General features: G+C 44.8%; 17 protein-coding genes, 1 riboswitch and 1 other annotated feature. Of the genes, 3 read left to right on the top strand and 14 right to left on the bottom strand.

What is annotated here, in order from left to right; genetic code table 11:
• Positions 1 to 8: 8 nt before the first annotated feature.
• The 5 genes from FLK61_RS13105 to FLK61_RS13125 form a co-directional block, all read right to left on the bottom strand.
• On the bottom strand, positions 9 to 1,034 hold the full coding sequence (locus tag FLK61_RS13105; RefSeq protein WP_176009841.1) for a type IV pilus twitching motility protein PilT: 1,026 nt from the start codon (positions 1,032 to 1,034) through the stop codon (positions 9 to 11).
• 19 nt (positions 1,035 to 1,053) lie between these two features.
• Positions 1,054 to 2,715, bottom strand: a complete 1,662-nt coding sequence (locus FLK61_RS13110; protein ID WP_176009842.1) for a GspE/PulE family protein — start codon at positions 2,713 to 2,715, stop codon at positions 1,054 to 1,056.
• Between the two features lie 17 nt (positions 2,716 to 2,732).
• Positions 2,733 to 4,457 carry a VanW family protein gene (locus tag FLK61_RS13115; protein WP_176009843.1) on the bottom strand — a complete coding sequence of 575 codons (1,725 nt, stop codon included), beginning with the start codon at positions 4,455 to 4,457 and terminating at the stop codon, positions 2,733 to 2,735.
• A gap of 15 nt (positions 4,458 to 4,472) precedes the next feature.
• Positions 4,473 to 5,102: a hypothetical protein gene (locus FLK61_RS13120; RefSeq protein WP_176009844.1), complete on the bottom strand. Its 630-nt coding sequence runs from the start codon at positions 5,100 to 5,102 to the stop codon at positions 4,473 to 4,475.
• A 140-nt stretch (positions 5,103 to 5,242) separates the two neighbouring features.
• Entirely contained in the window at positions 5,243 to 6,445 is a 1,203-nt protein-coding gene (locus tag FLK61_RS13125) for a bifunctional folylpolyglutamate synthase/dihydrofolate synthase (RefSeq protein WP_176009845.1), read from the bottom strand.
• 103 nt (positions 6,446 to 6,548) lie between these two features.
• Here FLK61_RS13125 and FLK61_RS13130 point away from each other — a divergent pair, with 103 nt between their 5' ends.
• Together FLK61_RS13130 and FLK61_RS13135 are read left to right on the top strand one after the other, a co-directional pair.
• Positions 6,549 to 7,445, top strand: coding sequence for an ATP-grasp domain-containing protein (locus FLK61_RS13130; protein ID WP_176009846.1), 897 nt, complete (start codon positions 6,549 to 6,551; stop codon positions 7,443 to 7,445).
• Entirely contained in the window at positions 7,442 to 8,284 is an 843-nt protein-coding gene (locus tag FLK61_RS13135) for an ATP-grasp domain-containing protein (RefSeq protein ID WP_176009847.1), read from the top strand. Before FLK61_RS13130 ends, FLK61_RS13135 begins: the two co-directional genes overlap by 4 nt.
• Here the strand turns inward: FLK61_RS13135 and FLK61_RS13140 are convergent.
• From FLK61_RS13140 to FLK61_RS13170, 7 genes are all read right to left on the bottom strand, one after another.
• The gene (locus FLK61_RS13140) at positions 8,281 to 8,907 is read right to left on the bottom strand and encodes a response regulator (RefSeq protein WP_176009848.1); all 627 of its coding nucleotides are present in this window, start codon (positions 8,905 to 8,907) and stop codon (positions 8,281 to 8,283) included. The two genes, FLK61_RS13135 and FLK61_RS13140, sit on opposite strands and share 4 nt — an antisense overlap.
• Entirely contained in the window at positions 8,908 to 9,921 is a 1,014-nt protein-coding gene (locus FLK61_RS13145; RefSeq protein ID WP_176009849.1) for a sensor histidine kinase, read from the bottom strand.
• On the bottom strand, positions 9,918 to 10,643 hold the full coding sequence (gene liaF / locus FLK61_RS13150; protein ID WP_176009850.1) for a cell wall-active antibiotics response protein LiaF: 726 nt from the start codon (positions 10,641 to 10,643) through the stop codon (positions 9,918 to 9,920). The genes FLK61_RS13145 and liaF overlap by 4 nt, the downstream gene beginning before the upstream one ends.
• A 34-nt stretch (positions 10,644 to 10,677) precedes the next feature.
• Complete coding sequence (locus tag FLK61_RS13155; RefSeq protein ID WP_176009851.1) at positions 10,678 to 11,289, bottom strand: PspA/IM30 family protein; 612 nt, start codon at positions 11,287 to 11,289, stop codon at positions 10,678 to 10,680.
• Positions 11,290 to 11,310: 21 nt separating this feature from the next.
• A complete protein-coding gene (locus FLK61_RS13160; protein ID WP_176009852.1) occupies positions 11,311 to 11,658 on the bottom strand; it encodes a lmo0954 family membrane protein in 348 nt (115 codons plus the stop codon).
• A gap of 666 nt (positions 11,659 to 12,324) precedes the next feature.
• On the bottom strand, positions 12,325 to 13,614 hold the full coding sequence (locus tag FLK61_RS13165; RefSeq protein ID WP_176009853.1) for an NCS2 family permease: 1,290 nt from the start codon (positions 13,612 to 13,614) through the stop codon (positions 12,325 to 12,327).
• 9 nt (positions 13,615 to 13,623) lie between these two features.
• Positions 13,624 to 13,723: riboswitch (purine riboswitch) on the bottom strand.
• Between the two features lie 518 nt (positions 13,724 to 14,241).
• Entirely contained in the window at positions 14,242 to 16,887 is a 2,646-nt protein-coding gene (locus FLK61_RS13170) for a valine--tRNA ligase (protein ID WP_176009854.1), read from the bottom strand.
• Positions 16,888 to 16,932: 45 nt separating this feature from the next.
• Positions 16,933 to 17,175: a binding site (T-box leader), on the bottom strand.
• A gap of 81 nt (positions 17,176 to 17,256) precedes the next feature.
• On the opposite strand from FLK61_RS13170, the gene FLK61_RS20375 reads away from it, so the two are divergent.
• The gene (locus FLK61_RS20375; protein WP_488260115.1) at positions 17,257 to 17,436 is read left to right on the top strand and encodes a hypothetical protein; all 180 of its coding nucleotides are present in this window, start codon (positions 17,257 to 17,259) and stop codon (positions 17,434 to 17,436) included.
• On the opposite strand, the gene FLK61_RS13175 is transcribed toward FLK61_RS20375, so the two are convergent.
• On the bottom strand, positions 17,378 to 18,352 hold the full coding sequence (locus tag FLK61_RS13175) for a hypothetical protein (protein WP_488260116.1): 975 nt from the start codon (positions 18,350 to 18,352) through the stop codon (positions 17,378 to 17,380). The genes FLK61_RS20375 and FLK61_RS13175 overlap by 59 nt on opposite strands.
• A complete protein-coding gene (locus tag FLK61_RS13180) occupies positions 18,349 to 19,344 on the bottom strand; it encodes a LysM peptidoglycan-binding domain-containing protein (protein ID WP_176009856.1) in 996 nt (331 codons plus the stop codon). The genes FLK61_RS13175 and FLK61_RS13180 overlap by 4 nt, the downstream gene beginning before the upstream one ends.
• Positions 19,345 to 19,374 lie beyond the last annotated feature (30 nt).

A 19,374-nucleotide genomic window follows, 5' to 3' on the forward strand; every position in this document is an offset into this window, starting at 1 on the left:
CTCATCACCTACTCTGTCAAGAAATAGGATGCAACCTCTGCTGAAATTGATCCTTGTTTTAATAGTTCTTTAACGGACATTTCGAGTGTGTGCATGCCCTGTGCTTTGCTCGTCTGAATGACACTCGGAATTTGATAAATCTTTTCGCTTCGGATAAGGTTTTTAATCGCGCCATTGCTGACTAAAATCTCTGTCGCAGCTACTCGACCCGTTTCGGAGCGAAGCAGTCGTTGTGAAATAACGGCTGATAAAACAGTTGCCACTTGAATGCGAATTTGACCTTGTTGCTCAGGAGGAAACACGTCGATGATACGATCAATGGTGGATGCAGCATCGGATGTATGGAGCGTTCCAAGGACAAGGTGCCCCGTTTCAGCTGCGGTAATTGCCGTACTAATCGTCTCTAAGTCTCGCATTTCCCCAACTAGGATAACGTCCGGATCTTGTCTCAAGGCAGCGCGAAGGCCATTAGAGAAATTATGCGTATCAAACCCAATTTCTCGCTGGTCAATGATCGAGTTACCGTGCTTGTGTAAGTATTCAATCGGATCCTCGAGTGTGATAATATGACGATTCATCGTTTTATTCATAAAATCAATCATGGCAGCAAGTGTCGTTGATTTACCTGATCCAGTAGGACCAGTAACGAGGATAAGCCCTTGTTGTCTCTTCGAAATGCCACGTAAAATATCTGGCATTTTTAGCTCTTCAATTGTTGGAATCGTTGTTGGAACAACGCGGATAGCTAGACTTACACACGATCTTTGGAAATAGGCGTTTACTCGGAAACGAGAGACGCCTCGAACACTATACGAAAAATCCAGTTCCCCTTTTTTTTCAAAGCGACTCCACTGTGCCTCAGGTATCATCGCACGTGCGATAGATTCCGTAGCAACTGGCTTCATCACTTCGTCAGATACTCTGATTAGATCGCCGTGCAAACGAATAATAGGTGGAACCCCAACTGTAATATGTACGTCTGACGCCCCTTTTGCAAAAGCGTCCCGTAGCAACTCATCAATAAACTCTTTCATTTTTTCACCTCAATGAACACTAATCGTCTCCTGCGACGCGATATACTTCATCAATGGATGTGTGATGTTGTTTTGCTTTAAACAAGCCATCATCCAATAAAAAGAGCATATCGTTCGTTAGTAAATAGTGACGAATGCTTGATACAGATTCGTTATTTAAAACCATTTTACGTACTTCATCATCAACGACTAATAGTTCATGAATCGCCATTCGACCTTTGTAACCGGAATGATTACAAGCCTGACATCCAGCACCTCTAATTAGCGTATCTACTTCTAGTCCGCGATCTTCAAATAGTTTTTTCTCGACCACTGTCGGTTGATACTCCTCTTTACATGATTCGCATACTTTACGGATCAACCGCTGGCTAACGATGCCTGCTAAGGAAGATGTGACGAGAAAGGGCTCAATTCCCATATCGATCAAACGTGGGATTGTTCCTACAGCACTATTTGTATGGATCGTACTAAAAACTAAGTGACCCGTTAAAGACGCTCGAATAGCAATTTGAGCTGTTTCGCCATCACGTATTTCTCCAACCATAACAATGTTAGGGTCTTGCCTTAAAATGGTTCGCAGCCCTGATGCAAAGGTAAGACCGATGCGTGGGTTTACCTGCACTTGGTTGATCCCCTCTATTTGATACTCAACTGGATCTTCAATCGTAATTAAGTTGACGTCATCTGTATTTAATTGATGTAAGGCAGAGTAAAGCGTTGTTGTTTTACCAGAACCTGTTGGACCAGCTACTAAAATCATCCCTGCCTGCTTTTTTAACAGCTTACGAAATGCTTCCTCGTTCACTGGATTGAAATCAAGTTGCTCAATTGTTTTCGTCGATTGGTCTGTATCGAGAATACGAACCACAATTTTTTCGCCAAAAATAGTAGGCATGGTCGAAATCCGAAGATCGACCTGCTTCGTATCAATAATAACTTTTACGCGCCCATCCTGAGGAAGGCGCGTTTCTGTGATGTTTAAATTAGCCATAATTTTAATACGAGCAACGATTGCGTTTTGATTTTGCTTTGCGAGCGCTTTTTCTGTCCGCATCATGCCATCAATACGATAGCGAACTAAGACGCGTTTCTCATGAGGATCCAGGTGGATATCACTTGCGCTTTTACGTAATCCACCTACTAGTAGCTGATTCACAATGCGGATAATCGGAGCATCCTGCTCGTCATCCGTTAAGGTAGTCGCAACAGAGTCTACTTCTTCGACTTCCTCCACTTCCACGTCTTCGCCTTGGAGTGGTTGGTAGTATTGATAAATCGCTTCGAGTATTTCTTTACGTCCAGAAATAGCCGGAGCGATTTCAAAGCCTGTGGTCATACGCAGATCATCTAAAGCCACGTAATCCATTGGGTCTTCCATAGCTACTCGAAGCTGTCCACCTTTACGCTCCAAAGGAAAGACGATCATTCTCTCCGCCATTTCCTTTGGAATTAAGGTGGTTAGCTGTGGATCAATCGGAAATCGATTTAGCTTTATATGTGGAATACCTAGCTGAAACTCTAACACCTCAATCACCTGTTGCTCGGTGATTAAGCCTCGCTCAATGAGTGCGTCTCCGAGCTTTAGCTTTCCTTTACTAGCTACAACTGATTCTACTTGTTCTTTTGTTAGTAGGCCTGCCTCAACTAAGAGATCACCAAGACGTTTACGTGCTTGTGCCATCAGACCTCACCTTCCATCTAGTTAGAGTATCCTTTGATTGGCTCCCCGTTTTCATCATACCAATCATTGAAGTCACCGTTTGATCCTCCGGAGCCGTTGCCATTGCCATTTCCTGAGCCAGAACCATTTGATCCACTGCCAGAGCCACCTGATCCACTGCCACTGCCTGACCCATTGCCATTGCCGTTGCCATTGCCATTGCCATTGCCGTTGCCATTGCCGTTAGAGTCTCCGTTTGATCCGTTACCAGAGCTTCCACCTGATCCTGAACCATTCGAACCTCCGGAGCCTCCGCTAGAGCCGCTTGACCCGTTTGAGCCATTTGAACCACTGCCAGATCCGTTAGAACCGTTATCTCCGTTCGAATCACCGTATGATCCGTTATTGCTTCCATTTTGATCATTGTCACTCGATCCGTTGTCTCCAAAACCGTTAGAATTATCTGGAGTATCACCAAATGGATCATCATCACCATTCGTGTCTCCTGGATTAAACGGGTCATCGGGATTTAATGGATCGTCTGGAAGTGGGTTTAGTGGATCTAAAGGATCCTCAAACTCTGGCTCCTCTTCTTCTACTAAACGATCATTAATATTACGCTCTTCAATCGCATGAATTGGTGCATAATAATCTTCCGCGATGATTTCTTCTACTGGCTCAGGCTCACTTTCATAGCTGAGCGTACGAATCGTTTGAACTTGAAAACCAGACTCCCCACTGTCGACGGAAGATGGATTGTCTTCTGCTGCCGTCGTCGAGTATCTAACACGTGTTAGAGGCGTAATCTCCGCAAGCTCTTCGACATTCACGTCAATTTCGTAAGGGAACTCATGACCATACACAAATACTTCTACATTAAAGCCGTCTGTAAATACTTGAATTTCATAGTCGTAGTCGTTTGGGTTATAAAACGATAAATCACGTCTGTTCTCTTCGAGCTTTGCATCAAACCCAATTGGTACACTCTCATAAAGCTGTGCACTTGCATGTCTTTCAATAACCGCAAAGTTCGTGTTTGCAAGTGCTTCAAAAATAGCTGACCCAAGAGCCGTCAACGATTCCTCTTCAATTACCTCATCCTCTAACACCTCTAAATGCTCGAGGACAGAAAAGGTGGACTTTCCTGGGATCACAATGCTATCCATATTCGCAATCGCCTCTTCTAAAAGAGGTGTGCCTACTTGAGAACGGAATGCGCTATAAATAAGACCATGCTCTGGAATCGCATACGGCTCTAAGTGATCGTGAAGCATAACCGTTGTTTCGTCCATTGGAAGGGATGAGATCTCGGTCTCGATTGCTTCAATAAGTCCCTCCATGCGCACGTCTTGACGCATATTCTCACGGAAGGTAAATTGATCGATTGCCTCCGCCACTTGTGCTTGATTCATTGCCATAGTGAGCTGTCCATCCGTTTGTCTCGTCTCGAGCATGCGATCAACCGTTGGCTCAACCATTACGGTGACAGCGCTAGATGGAATCTCGACTGTTTCTTCAAACCATGTCACATAAATAGATGCATCCATTTGCCATTTCATTGCTTCCTCTTGTAATACTTCAATCGCTTCCGTTCGTCCCATTCCGGACACGTCGACAGATGCTATTTGCGTATTCTCTTCAAATCTCTCTTCCCCAAAAGCAAACTCGTACATGAGGTTTGCTGTAAAAGCAAAAACGAGGATAAACAGCATACTTCCAGCCATGACGAGGAAGGATGCAGCAAACCATTGATTCTTAGACATATGTAGTAACCCCCATTAATCGCGTTTCTCCATTTTCTCAAAAAGCTTTTTGCGACGTGACATCACGCTATCGCTGCTTTTCTCTTCTTCCGTTTTATCCGCCACTCTACTAGGAAGAGCTTCTTCCTCTTCCATCTCTTCTGGTTCCTCGTCCTCAAGCGGCTTTCTTTCTACCGGTTGGTAGTAATCGTCTTCTGCTGTGTCTTCTTTAACCAATTCCTCCACTTGCTCAGAGGCTTCTGGTTGGTTATTTCCTACTTCTTCTTCAGAAACTACCGCCGCTTCTTCGGTATGTATGTCCTCATTTCCCATTGCTGGCGGCTCCTCCTCCACAACTGTCTCAGACTGTGCGTCATCCTCTAACGCTGCCGCTTCCTCGGAAATAGCATCCTCTTCGGTCTCTTCTTCTAATAACGAGGTCGGCATACGATTTGCCACTAAGTAGGCAGCCAAAAGGGCGACGACTAGCATCGTAAGGACCGCTCCCCACCAGGTTAAAGTAGAAAATGCGGAATACGCAATTAATGATAAAATAAATCCGAATGTGACAAGAATAGCGGTAAGCTTTCTACTAAACACGGATGGAATGATGAGTAATAACCCTAAAAATAGTATGTAACCAATAAACATATATAAAAATATCAACGTTTAAACCTCCGTTATGTAATAAGTCATAATTTCATTTTATCCTACAAATTTAGACTTTGGAAGGATTTCCAAGACAAAGTTTAAAAAGAGAAGGGATTCTTTTTAAAATCCCTCCTCTCATGCACTATTGCTACGACTTAAAGAGCTTGTTTTATTTCTGCAATGAAAGCGTGTGAACCAGTAACAATTAGCGTTTCGTCAGGATGGTTTTTTATAAATGCTTGTATAAACAGTAACGCATCCTTCGTCACATTTACCTCTAACCCCTCTAAATCTTCTACTTGGATCGACCTAGACTGGTCCATACAGTAGGCAGTAACCTCTCCAATCTCCTTTAACTCGTCCATCATTTCATTAAACGGCTTATCCTTCATTGCAGAAAAAAGAAACGACGGATTGTTTATATCAGATGATTCCTCTATCGTTTGAATAACAGTTCGAATCGCCTCCATATTATGTGCGGTATCGACATAGATGGCAGGTTCCTCGTGAAGCTTTTCAAATCGACCAGGTAGCTTGCAATCCGACAAAGACTGAATAGACACGTCAGAAAATTGTTTTTTTAATCGGCTCGCGACTTGCCACGCAAGTGTTGCATTTTGAGCCTGGTGCTTTCCTGGAGCATGTAAGGGAATCGTTTCCCCCTCTAGCTTTACTATGTTTGGAGCTTGATAACTAACTTCCATCGGAGCACGGTAGCGAGCCTTCATTTGCTTAGCAAAATCACGCAACCAGTCATTAGCTTCCTCGTCACAGCCTGTAAAAGTAGGAACGAACGGACGCATAATCCCTGCTTTATGCTGCGCAATCTCATATCTTGATTGACCTAAAAATTGCTGATGATCCATACCGATTGACGTGATAACAGTGGCTAAAGGCATGGGGTGTACGTTCGTTGAGTCTAGCATGCCTCCGAGACCCGCTTCCACAATAACAATATCTGTTTCCACCACTTCTGCAAACAGCATAAACATAAGCGCTGTCCAAACTTCAAAAGAGCTTAGCTTTTCTCCTCGTCTTTCCTCTACGATCTCAACCGCAAGCTCTATTAATAAATAGGAGGCCTCTACTAATCCTTCTAAGACCGGCTTTCCGTTATATCGAATCATTTCATATGGTGCGCCAAATGACGGAGAGATAAATGCGCCAACCTTATAGTTTTCCGCATAAATAGCCTCTAAATACAGACTGGTAGAACCCTTTCCATTCGTACCGGCTACATGTATGATAGGTAGCCGATCTTGAGGGCTTCCTAATTCACTCATTAATTCTTCCATTCTCTCTAAATCGTAGGAAATCCCTACATTCTCTCTTTCTTGTATACAAGACTCATAGCCCACACACATCAGCCTCCTTCATATCAATACAGCTTGCTTCTCTCGTTCTATTACGATTATAGTGGTTAGTATACCTTACAACGAGCAGGAAAAGGAGTAACTTATTATGCAGACGCTTCACGGCTTACTTATTTATAACGGTGGCCTTCGTACCGAAAAATTTATCTCAAACGAGGATCGATTTGTGCGAGCAGCTACTTCTCGTGGTATCCACCTAACAAAGGTCGCAAATGACGACCTATTAGTGATGACAGCAGGCCCTACACATATCGCAGCCTCCACACCTTTTACGCATCCTGACTTTATTTTCTTCGCAGATAAGGATATCTCGCTCGCACAGGCATTAGAATCTCAAGGGATCCCCGTTTATAATTCGGCGCACAGCATTGCGACGTGCGACAATAAAAATACGATGCATCAGGTTTTACATAAGCATCAAATCCCGACGCCTACGACGATTTTAGCGCCTAAACGCTACCATCACACTACCCCTACCTACTTACATACAATTGTTAAAACGATTGGTCTGCCGCTCATTGTAAAAGAAGCGTATGGATCATTTGGACAGCAGGTTTATTTTGTAGAAACTTTAGAGGAATTAGAGAGGATCGCGGAGAAATTATCATCAGTTGAACATCTCTATCAGGAGGCTATCGTGGAAAGTCTCGGAAATGATCTCCGATTAAATGTAGTAGGTGATCGAGTCGTGGCTTCGATGAAGCGGCATTCAACGACAGACTTTCGAGCCAATATTACTGCTGGAGGTAGCGCAGAGGTTTACTCCCCTACTCAAGCGGAGCAAGATTTAGCTATTGCTGCAGCGAAGGCATGCGGAACCGATTTTGCAGGAGTTGACCTTTTACAAACGAACAATGGACCGGTGATTTGTGAGGTAAATTCAAACCCTCATTTACAAAGCATCTTTGATTGTACAGGTGTTGAAGTGGAATATGACATGATCGATCATATTATCCAGACGAGAGAGAGGCGAACGAACGCATGACAGGCTGGCTCATTTATCGAACGAAGGATATTGAACGGAATAAACGCTTTATTATGTGGATGCTAGAAGCGGCAAATATGTATGAGCTCCCCTTGGATCTTGTTCCTTATGAATCTATTGAAGCTGCTGTAACAGAGCATGACTGCTTTTACTCGCCTGAAGCAAGTGGTGCACCTAGCTTTATTATTAATCGCTCCTGCACACCTTGGCTAAACGAAGCCGCAGAGCTATCCAATATCCCTGTGTTTAATCACTCAGGCGTAGCGAGGATTGCAAACGATAAACGTCTCAGCCATGCATTTATGTCGAGACTCGGCGTGCCTATGCTTCCATCAAAAGCATTGACGAAGGATCGTTTAGTGGAAGTAGGCAGTAACTCCTACCCCTTTATTGTAAAAGATCCTACTGGTCGAGGTGGTACCGGAGTCGAATGGATCGAGAGCATGCGGCACCTACATCGCACATCCGATCGCCTTCATGACGAGCTTCTTTGGCAGCCTGTAGGTGGAAAGCCAGGTAAAGACTTGCGAGTTTATATCGTCGGCGGGCAAATCATTGCAGGTATTCTTCGTGAATCAGAAACGAGCTTTCGGGCAAATGTCTCCCTCGGTGGTCAAGCTAGACTGTATGAGTTGAACGAAGAGGAGAAAGTGTTAATTAATAAAATTACAGCTTCTCTCCCTCTTGATTTTGTTGGACTCGATTTCCTTATTAAAGAAGACGGGGGCTTATTATTTAATGAGATGGAGGATGCCGTTGGCTGTCGTAGCCTATACATGAATAGTGACATAGATGTCATCTCAATTTTTATGAGGCATGTAGCAGAAGAGTTGTCTTAATACATCTTCTGCTTTAATGCGTAAATGACGGCCTGTGTTCGATCTTGAACGCCGAGTTTATGAAGAATATTAGACACATGCACCTTAACGGTCTTAAGCGCGATGAATAGCTCGTCGGCAATCTCTTGGTTAGACATGCCTTCTGTCATCAGTTTTAATACATCGCGCTCACGCTCTGTAAGCTGATCGTGAGGATGTACCTTCGGTTGTCTTACGCGCGTCATGAGCTTTGTTGCGATTTCTGGTTCAAGTACGGCCTTTCCTGCATGTGTATCACGAATTGCTTTTGCGATCTCTCCTGCACGTGACGTTTTTAGTATGTAGCTGTGCGCTCCAGCTTCTAGTGCAGGATAGACTTTATCATCGTCAATAAAGCTTGTCATAATAATGATTTTTGCCTCTGGCCACGATTCCATAATTCTTTTCGTCGCTTCAATCCCATCCATTGGCTCCATGACTAAATCCATGAGGATAATGTCAGGTCTGTGTTCTGCCGCGAGTTCGACTGCTTCGGTTCCATCACTCGCTTCTGCTACGACTTCAATGTCTGTTTGCGCTTTTAAGTATGCAGTAACCCCAATTCGTACCATTTCATGGTCATCAACAAAAAGTACGCGAATCATTTACGTCGCCTCCTTCACCATCGGTATTTTCACTTCAAGTTTCGTTCCTTGATTTAATACGCTGACAACCTTAAGCGTCCCACCAACTTCTTCAGCACGCTCCTTCATCGTTTGTAGTCCGTAGGATGCCACTGTCTCTTCGGGCACAAAGCCCTTGCCATTATCCGTCACTCGTAAAATGACGGTGTTTTCGCGATACATAAGAAGTAGCTCCATCTGCGTCGCCTGTGCGTGGCGGAGTGTATTAGACATCGCTTCTTGTACGATACGAAACAAATGGTCTTCCGTTCCTTTAGCTAAGCTCAAATTCTCGAGCTTCGCTATAATTCGAACAGGTACACGCTGCTCTAGCTCTTGAATAAGACCTTGTATACCTTCGTCAAGTCGCTTCCCTTTTAACTGTGCTGGGCGGAGATGCAAAAGTAATGCTCGCATCTCTGTTTGCGCTTGGTTCACCATTTTTTCAACAAGCTCTAATTGTTCACTTCGCTCCTGTGTTTCATTAGCTGTAGCAATGAGCATCGATGCTGCAAATAGTTGCTGACTGACAGAATCGTGTAGCTCACGAGCTAATCTGTTCCGTTCTTCTGCAACGACTTGCTGCAAGCTTTCTTCGCGTTCCTCCGCCTGCTGTGTGGCAAGGCGTTGGGACAGCTCTCGCTGGTAGTTTACTCGTTCCTGTAGCGTCGTTAATTTCTCAAAAATTGGTCGGAGATCTGGTCCAGCTTGCTCCATATTCTCTTCGAGCTCTCGTCCGTCTAAGATCGTATCTAATGATTTGTTCACAGCGCCCGCCTGTTTGCGCCAAAAATAAACGGTAATAAGTCCAAAAAAGAATGCGGCGCCGAGAAGAATAAGAGATATCGTCACAATATACGGCAAGCTAAATAATGTTTGTGACCAGAGTAGACCAAGTTCAATCGGGAATGTCATGTATGTTAATAGTCCAAGTGTGATCATAAGTACAGCGAGCGAAATCGATGTGACATACAGCTGAATGGTGAGTCGATTCATCGTCTTCTCACCTCAACATCTCCGCTGACTGATGAAAGTACAATTTTTATTCGTTGTGTTGCATCGGCGTAGCCCTCGGTCTTGTAGTGAACCGATTCATTTAATAGCTTCCTGTCGAGTTCATCAAAAATGGTCACTTTACCAAAGAATAAGCTCGTATGGATAGACACATCTACATCATACGGCACATAGATCGTAATATTTCCTAGGAAATGACGGACAGAGACAATGGCATCGTACGCCACTACCGTATTAGAAAGGTCGATGACTTTATCCCCTACGGCTCCTTGTATGTTTATGTCACGCCACTCGTATGCCGCATCACTCGTGCGATCGCTTCCGATAAAGCGCTGCTCCATAAGCGGCCTTACTTCTATTAACCGATGCTTGCTGTCCTCTGGATTTTTATAATATGGCTTTACAAGCTCAGGCTCTTTACGTCGTTTTCTAAACTGCCAGAAGAAAACAATGAGCATCGCTACAATAAAGAATTGGACAGCGAATAAAGATAGGAAGAGTAGAACTTGTGCTAATAGTCCAATCCAAAAAACGACCTTCCCAAAAGAAGAATCGTAGTTTTTCCATCCTAAAAAGATGACGAAGGCAAAAATGCCAATGCCCACTAAAAATCCCCCGCCAGAGATGACAACCTCTAAGGCAAGGAGAGCGAGCGCAATAAGTAATATGCGGTTAAACGTGTTTGTTTGAATTCTTCTTATCATGCTGCTCCCCCTTTTCACTCTCTTTAGTGTACCATTAGTTGTCTTTTTGCTGCTGATTTTTTAGTAGTAAAATTCTCTGGTCAAATGTTTGATCAGCGAGCTTCAGCTGTGGCGTTTGCTCTGTGTCCGATGGCTGATCCGCGGGTAAAAACGATGCTTCTCGTTGCTCTGTCGCTTGGCGCATGTATGATTCGGCGCGAGAGACATTCTCTCTAGAATTGAGCTCCATTTGACGAATCCGCATATCCGCGAGCTTATGATTCATTTCTTCAAGCTTTCTCTCTAAGTGACGAATTTGTTTGATTGCTTCTTCTTCCCCATGCTTTAATCGCTCCGCTCGCTCTTGGTAAGCGTGCAGATCCTTCTCTGCATACGCAATCAACTCTTCATCCTCCGCTTCCTCCGCCACGACTAGTTGCTCCGAGCGCTTTTGAATCATCGCATCCGCCTGCTGAAGCTCCTCCGTAAATTCTTCTTTAATCGCATACTGCTTGGCAATTAACGCCTTCACTTTATCCGCTTCCTGCTCCCCGCTTTGTAAAAAGTGTTGAAGCGACTTTAACGGATTCGTCTCCTGATACTCACTTTGCATGCCTTGCCAATCTTTTTTAATCGTCTCTTTCATTCGTGTGAAAATTGATGTCATCTCTCTCACTCCTCGTGTGGGTTATTTTTTTGCTAATTTGGACCATTCACGGTCGAAGTCTTCGAACGGATTCACATTCTTTGGTACATCAATGGCGCCATCTGTCTTCCAGCTACGAACCATGACGTAAAGGAAGTACAGTGCAGCAACTCCAATGACCGCGTAAATGTTTGAAATAATGACACTTGCAACTAAAACAGCAAAGATCGTCCACATGACTTTTGCGCCGGTTGATGTCGTTCGCTTGAATTGCTTGATACATACATAAAGTAAGTACCCTCCAATCGCGAGCAGGATCATCGGTATTAAGTTTGCGATGACAGTCAATGCAGCAATGACAGCTAAAACGATTAACAGAAATTTTTTCATTGCGTGAGCCTCCTTTCATTTATTAACCTAAGTGTACCTTGGGGTGTGATTTGCCATAATGTGCCGGAGGAGTAATCTTGCTAAGCCTTTAGGCGTAATTGGATGTAGGACCTGTTGGGGGTGGGGTTGCTGGGTTGGCTGGTGCGGGTTTTGAAATGTGGACGGTCAGAATTAATGCACACAGAACGAGGTGAATTGCAGACTACGTGATGAAGAATGCATACCAGCATCATGGAAATGCACGCCGCGGACCTCAAAATGCAGACGGTTAAAATAAATGCACACAGAGCAAGGTGAATTGCAGACTGCGCGATGAAGAATGCACACCAGCATCACGGAAATGCGCGCCGCGGACCACAAAATGCAGACGGTCAGAATTAATGCACACAGAACAAGGTGAATTGCAGACTACGTGATGAGGAATGCATACAAGCATCATGGAAATGCGCGCCGCGGACCACAAAATGCAGACACCCTAAATTAATGCACACGAGCGAGGGTGAATTGCAGACTGCGCAATGAAGAATGCACACCAGCATCATGGAAATGCACGCCGCGGACTTTAAAATGCAGACCGCGCATAATTACTGTTTTCCTCCTATCACTTTTTATTCATATAAAAAAAGACTTAGACAGAAAGCTTGATCTGTCCAAGTCTTAAATAATTTAATGCGCCGGGAAAAACACAAGCTGTAAAATAAATACGATACCGAAGAAATAAATAATTGGATGAGCCTCTCTCCATTTTCCGCTAACAAGCTTTAAGAATGGGTAGGTGATGAAGCCAACCGCGATGCCTGTTGCGATGCTTGAGGTAAGTGGCATCGTTAAAAGGATGGCGAACGCTGGGAACGCCTCATCGAGCTTTGTCCAAGTGATCTTAGAGAGGCCCGCCATCATGAAACTCCCTACGATAATTAATACTGGTGCCGTAATGGCTGGTAACCCTGCGATTGCTCCGACTAGCGGAGAGAAAAACATGGTTAATAGGAATAGAATAGCAACAACGATGGCAGTGAGTCCGGTGCGTCCACCTGATGCGACGCCTGACGATGACTCAATGTAGGCCGTAGAAGGGCTCGTTCCCATTGCCGCACCGGCTGTCGTCGCAAATGCATCCGCAGCTAGAGCTTGCTTTGCTCGTGGGAAAACACCGTTCTTTGTTAAGTTAGCCTGTTCTGCTACACCTATCATCGTTCCAGTTGTATCAAATAGTGTCACTAGTAAAAATGCGATAACGACGATATATAAGCCATTTGTAAATACGCCAGCGATGTCTGCGTCAAAAAATACTGGTGCAGGTGGCGTCGACACGAGCCCTTCAAATGGTAGGTACTGAAGAAAGTAACCTGCGATCGCTGTGATTAGCATCCCGATGAAAAGAGCGCCTTTGACGTTTCTCACTAAAAGAATAAGTGTAATAAAAAGTCCTGCAATTGTGAGTCCGGCATTTGGCGTTGTTAAGTCGCCTAGCGTGACAAATGTCTCTTCATTCGGGACGACAATACCGGACATACGAAGTCCGATAAAGGCAATAAACAGCCCGATACCTGCGGTGATCCCGTACTTTACGGATGCTGGGATCGCGCGAAGGAGCATTTCACGGAATGGGGTGAAGGTAAGAATGATAAATAAAAGACCTGCTAAAAAGACAGCGCCTAAAACCGTTTGATACGAGACTCCGTTTATCGCAACGACGCTGACAAAATACGCGTTGAGGCCCATGCCTGGTGCGATAGCGATCGGATAATTCGCAAGTAATCCCATAATGAGTGAGCCGATAACAGCAGCAAAAATCGTTGCCATAAACACTTGCTCGAATGGAATGCCGACAGATGAGAGGATCGCGGGATTTACCACGACGATATAAACCATCGTCATAAAGGTCGTGAAGCCTGCCAGTGCCTCTGTTTTAACAGTCGTGCCACGTTCTTGTAGCTTAAAGAAGTTGTTCAATGTATGTACCCCCGTACAGTTAATTTGCGTAGTCAGACATTTACGGTGTCTGGTAGGAACTTCCGATCCTTATTACCGGAATTATACGGGACGTCATGTATCTTAACCCGAACGATATAAAGGTGTCAATAGGATTCGTTCGTATTTTAGTGGATTTACACGCGTTATTTTTATTGACAGAAACATTATAATGGTATTTATCGTACAATGATGACGATTACATGCAGGATAATTCGGGGTTAGGATAACTTGTCTTTATGTTGTATCAGGAGAATAACGTGATTGAAGGGCGGTTACTGTTAGTCGCTTGCGTCTGGCAATTTGGTTTTACCATTATCAGATAACGCTTGAATTCACCTTGATCTTCGTTTAAAATCTCGTCACCCTACAGCACTGTGTAGGTCCTCATTGTATGCCCTAATTCTATCTCCACTTGGAAATCCACGCCCAATTTTGCACAACCTTCGCTAATTTTGGCACAACTCTCCTTCGTTTTAGCACGCCAGCTCGACGTTTTTGCACACCGCCCTCTCGTTTCAGCACCACCCCTGCTAAATTAATCACGCTCTACCTCCCCACACAAAAAAACGCACCGACATAAGCCGGTGCGCCTCTCTATACTTCTATTTAATTCTTCAACTCTTCTAAACGCGCCGCAACCTTCTCGCGTTGCTCGCTGTAGCTCTTTGCCTTAGCGCGTTCTTCGTCTACAACGTGTTGAGGTGCTTTCGCCACAAAGCCTTCGTTAGAAAGCTTTTTCTCCACTCGGAGGACTTCGCCATCTAATCGCTTAATCTCGCCCTCTAGACGCTTCATCTCTGCATCTAAATCAAGAAGACCCGCTAGTGGCAGGTAAAGCTCTACGCTTTCTAGAACGGAGCTCATGGACTTCTCTGGAGCTGGTAGGTTGACACCTAGTACTAGCTCAGATGGGTTACAGAATCGCTCTAAATAGCTCTTCGCGCGCTCAAGCTGAGATAATACGTCGTCTGAAGCTGCGCTTACGTGTAGCGTAATTTCGCGGCTCATCGGTACGTTTAACTCGGATCTTGTATTACGTACAGAACGAATGATATCTTGAACAACTTTCATATCCTTCACAGATTGCTTATTGATCTGATCGTCTTGCTTTGTTGGCCATGCAGCAACTGTAATGGAATCGCCTTCGTGCGGAAGGTGCTGCCATACTTCCTCTGTGATAAACGGCATGAATGGGTGCAAGAGTCGCATCGTTTGATCAAGCACATAGGCTAGAATCGAGCGCGTTGTGTGCTTTGCCTCATCGTCCTCTCCGTTTAATGGAAGCTTCGCCATTTCAATGTACCAGTCACAGAAATCATCCCAGATAAATGCATATAGTGCTCGTCCAACTTCGCCGAACTCGTAGGCATCAATAAACTTCGTTACGTGCTCAATCGTTTCATTTAAACGTGTTAAAATCCACTCATCTGCGATTGACTTCTTTCCTGTAATGTCGATCTCTTCGTACTTTAGCCCGTCCATATTCATGAGGGCAAAGCGAGACGCGTTCCAAATCTTGTTACCAAAATTCCAGTTTGCCTCTACCTTTTCCCAATAAAAACGTAGGTCATTACCAGGCGTGCTACCCGTGCTCAGGAAGAAACGCAGGGCATCCGCTCCGTACTTGTCGATAACGTCCATCGGATCAACACCGTTACCTAGAGACTTACTCATTTTACGACCCTGCTCATCGCGTACTAGTCCGTGAATGAGAACGTCTTTGAATGGACGCTTGTCTGTAAAGTGCTGACCTTGGAAGATCATACGCGCAACCCAGAAGTAAATGATATCGTAGCCCGTTACAAGAACGTCCGTTGAGTAGAAGCGCTTAAAGTCAGACGCTTCTTCGTTCGGCCAACCAAGTGTGGAGAATGGCCATAACGCGGAGCTAAACCACGTATCTAACACGTCTTCATCCTGCTCCCAGTTCTCGATGTCAGTAGGCTCTGTGCGTCCTACATAGATTTCACCAGTCTCTTTATGGTGCCACGCAGGAATTCGGTGTCCCCACCATAGCTGACGAGAAATACACCAGTCGCGAATATTTTCGATCCAGTGGCTATACGTTTTCTCAAAGCGCTCAGGGACGAAATTAACTTTATCCTCTTGCTTTTGTAGCTCGATTGCTTGCTCGGCTAGTGGGCCCATTTTAACGAACCACTGTGTAGACAGGTAAGGCTCGACAACTGCACCACTTCGCTCGGAGTGACCAACGCTATGATCATGCTCTTCGATTTTAAAGAGAACGCCTTGTTCTTGTAGGTCCTTGACAATCTGCTTGCGGCAATCAAAACGATCTAAGCCTTCGTAAGGACCAGCGAGGTCGTTCATCGTACCAGACTCGTCCATAACGAGAATTCGCTCTAAGTCATGGCGATTCCCAATCTCAAAGTCATTTGGATCGTGGGCTGGCGTAATTTTAACGGCACCTGATCCGAATTCGCGGTCCACATAGTCGTCAGCGACAATCGGAATCTCACGACCTACGATTGGAAGAGTTACTGTCTTACCAATTAAGTGCTGGTAACGCTCGTCCTTAGGATGTACCGCAACCGCTGTATCACCTAGCATCGTCTCTGGGCGTGTCGTTGCGACTTCAATCGATCCTGAACCATCTGTAAGTGGATAGTTCATATGATAAAAGGCACCTTTTACATCTTTATAAATTACTTCAATGTCAGAAAGGGCCGTTTTCGTCTGCGGATCCCAGTTGATGATGTATTCGCCACGATAAATTAAGCCTTCCTCGTATAGACGAACGAATACTTCACGTACCGCATCAGAGAGTCCTTCATCCAACGTGAATCGCTCTCTTGAATAGTCTAGAGATAGGCCAAGCTTGGACCACTGCTGACGAATAAAGTCCGCATACTCTTCCTTCCACTCCCAAGATTTCTCTAAGAATTTTTCGCGACCAAGCTCATAGCGAGATGTGCCCTGCTCCTTTAATCTGCCTTCCACCTTCGCCTGCGTTGCAATACCAGCGTGGTCCATTCCAGGTAACCAAAGCGCATCGTAGCCTTGCATGCGCTTGACACGAATAAGGATATCTTGAAGCGTCGTATCCCAGGCGTGGCCTAAGTGTAGCTTGCCCGTTACGTTGGGAGGCGGGATCACAATTGTATAAGGCTCCTTATCTCCTTTACCTGATGCTTCAAAAAACTTCCCATTTACCCAATACGGATACCATTTTGCTTCTGTTGCCTGTGGATCGTACTTTGGAGGCATTGTTACTTGATTGTTTTCACTCATTGGTTTCACTCCTCTATAAAATTGCATACAAAAAGCCCTCAATCGTCAAAGGACGAAGAGGGCTATAGATCCTCGCGGTACCACCTTTGTTTATTGCACAAAAAAACGTGCAATACACTTAAGGAGCCTTAACGCGGCTTACACGGATTAACCTACTCATATTTCAGCTAACCGAACTCCAGAGCGACATTCCCACTTTCTTCCTTAGATAGCCTCGCAGCGGCAGGTAAGCCAGCTATCCTCTCTAAAAGGATTCCATATGGTACTCTTCTCTTTCTTTGTTCACTAATTTTCTTTCTTATCTTACACTGACTTTCACAAAGAATCAATAGCCTGCATAAGGTAAAAGTAAAAAGGAGGTGTGTCTTCATGCACAAGCGCCATCGCCCACCGTTTTTCCCCAAAATCATTGCCTGCTTTTATCAACTCTTATTTCCACTAATTTTATTTCAGGTAATGCGAGTCATCCTTTTCCCTACTGTATTTGATATTATCCTTCTCTTTCTGCTTCTGTTTTGTTACGCATCTCGGATTGTTCCGCTGAAATGAGCTCTGCTAGCATCATAAGTCTCTTTTGAGCGGCTAATGCTCGCTCCCATTTCACTGCAGCAATTGTTTCCGCTTCCTTCACATAATTTGTCATGATACGTATTAACGGAATCGGATAAAGAAGCTCGGCAATAAATAAGCGCCACTCTGCTGGCATAAATTCATTGATTCGTGAATAGGCACCAACAATAGGAGCTAAGGAATGCTCCGAATACGGATCGTGAAGCGCAATTTCCCGACACAAAACAGCTAAATCTAATGGTGCTGCTCCAAAATAGGAGGAGGATAAGGCAATCCAATACCCACTTCCATCGCCTGACAGAATAAAGTGCTCATACGTAGGTGCCCCGTGCACGATGCACGTTGATATCGTATCTTCTTGATCTAATACAGCGTTCAATTCCTCTATAGCATGGTGCATCAACTGCTCAATGAAAGGAGCTTGCATGAGCACATTTAGCTGAAATGGCGAATAGTAAATGACTTCTTCAAGCTCCCTCACTACTTCACCAAACCACTCACGATTTTCCTCCCACTTCGCATAGCGCGCCGTAAGCCACTCCTTCGAACCGAATTCGAGTACTTTTGACCGGTGATGGAGGTCTGCTAAGCTTACGAGCATCGCCTCTTCTTTTTCATACGCATAGCGACTAGGGGTCGGGTCAATCCAACGAGTTACCTGAAGACATTCATCATCTGTCTCAACAAACGGCTCTCCAAATTTCGTTGGGATCTGCCTTAGCATATTAGGATAATAGAATCTCTCCAATCGCCTGATAAGAAAACTCGATTCTGATCGAATCACTTTACATGCGTATGCTTCTTCCCCCTCTGATACCTTAACCACATTGCCGAATTCTTCCCACTTAGTCGGATATACCTCGTAGTATTCCTCTAATGCTTCTCTTACGTTCATCTCGGTATAGAGATTAGTTGTCCTGGCTCTACTTTCTCATCCGTAAGACGATTGGTTCTCATAAGCTGCGTCGTCGTAAGCTCGTAGTGAGAGGCAATTGAATGTAATGTGTCACCCTCTTGGACGATACATATCCTCATTGAAGCAGATGCTTCCTCCTCATTCCGCATCATGCTCGTCAAATACACGGACGCCCCTTTCTTTTCTTGCGCAGGCTCTGGCTCCAACGCATCCACAGCTTCCTCTCTGACCGGTTCGACCTCTACTACCTCCTGAGGTACATGCAGCTGCTGAAACTCACGTGCACGTGCTTCATGGAGGTTCGTCTCCTGCGTATTCCTTACTGGCTCGACTTCTTCCTCTTCAATTGGCTCTTCCTCGACATATTCATAGGTAGGCTCTGGAGCTGACTCCACTTCTTCAAATGATGCAAATTCTTCTTGCTCACGTTCTTCGTCTTGATAACGTTCTTCCTCTTGCTCCTCGTAATCCTCCACCTCTGAAGGTTCGTCTTCGTCTTCGTCTAATTCAAGATAAGGTTCTCTTTCCTCTTCCTCCATCGTTTCTTCCTGATCTTCCTGAACAACTACAGCAGGCAGTGTATCTTCAAATTGAAAGCTCGGTAAATCCGTCACTTCAATGATGGCATGTGTTACTTCAGGCTCTTCGGCACCGGCTATAACAAGATCTGCTTCAATCGTTAGCCTACCGTCTTCTTGCAAATCATAGTCAAAGCCCTCAACATAAAGCGTCACTTCTTCGTTCGCCCGTTCTTTTGGGATCGATACGTCGATTGGGAACTCATGCTTAATATAATCATGCTCCGAGTTCGTCTGCCTGACCTCACCCTCTATCAATAACTTTCCGTGAATCTGATAGTCCTCATCTCTTTCTGTAGTCGAAACATAGGGTTCAAGCGTAATGGACACAAGCGAGCGATGCTCCTTTTTTAACCACACAGTATCTGTCACCGTAAATGATAATCCCTTCAATCGAACTCTCCCCTTTCTAAACGCGTCTTG

The organism is Paenalkalicoccus suaedae (genome assembly GCF_006965545.2).
Lineage (GTDB): Bacteria > Bacillota > Bacilli > Bacillales > Salisediminibacteriaceae > Paenalkalicoccus > Paenalkalicoccus suaedae.

Bases quoted from the DNA above. Each gene is read 5' to 3' on its own strand.
- FLK61_RS13115 (WP_176009843.1), bottom strand. From the start codon at position 4,457: ATGTCTAAGAATCAATGGTTTGCTGCATCCTTCCTCGTCATGGCTGGA.
- FLK61_RS13160 (WP_176009852.1), bottom strand. From the start codon at position 11,658: ATGAAAAAATTTCTGTTAATCGTTTTAGCTGTCATTGCTGCATTGACT.
- FLK61_RS13145 (WP_176009849.1), bottom strand. From the start codon at position 9,921: ATGAATCGACTCACCATTCAGCTGTATGTCACATCGATTTCGCTCGCT.
- FLK61_RS13140 (WP_176009848.1), bottom strand. From the start codon at position 8,907: ATGATTCGCGTACTTTTTGTTGATGACCATGAAATGGTACGAATTGGG.
- FLK61_RS13130 (WP_176009846.1), top strand. From the start codon at position 6,549: ATGCAGACGCTTCACGGCTTACTTATTTATAACGGTGGCCTTCGTACC.
- FLK61_RS20375 (WP_488260115.1), top strand. From the start codon at position 17,257: ATGCACAAGCGCCATCGCCCACCGTTTTTCCCCAAAATCATTGCCTGC.
- FLK61_RS13175 (WP_488260116.1), bottom strand. From the start codon at position 18,352: ATGAACGTAAGAGAAGCATTAGAGGAATACTACGAGGTATATCCGACT.
- FLK61_RS13155 (WP_176009851.1), bottom strand. From the start codon at position 11,289: ATGACATCAATTTTCACACGAATGAAAGAGACGATTAAAAAAGATTGG.
- FLK61_RS13135 (WP_176009847.1), top strand. From the start codon at position 7,442: ATGACAGGCTGGCTCATTTATCGAACGAAGGATATTGAACGGAATAAA.
- FLK61_RS13110 (WP_176009842.1), bottom strand. From the start codon at position 2,715: ATGGCACAAGCACGTAAACGTCTTGGTGATCTCTTAGTTGAGGCAGGC.
- FLK61_RS13170 (WP_176009854.1), bottom strand. From the start codon at position 16,887: ATGAGTGAAAACAATCAAGTAACAATGCCTCCAAAGTACGATCCACAG.
- FLK61_RS13105 (WP_176009841.1), bottom strand. From the start codon at position 1,034: ATGAAAGAGTTTATTGATGAGTTGCTACGGGACGCTTTTGCAAAAGGG.
- liaF (WP_176009850.1), bottom strand. From the start codon at position 10,643: ATGATAAGAAGAATTCAAACAAACACGTTTAACCGCATATTACTTATT.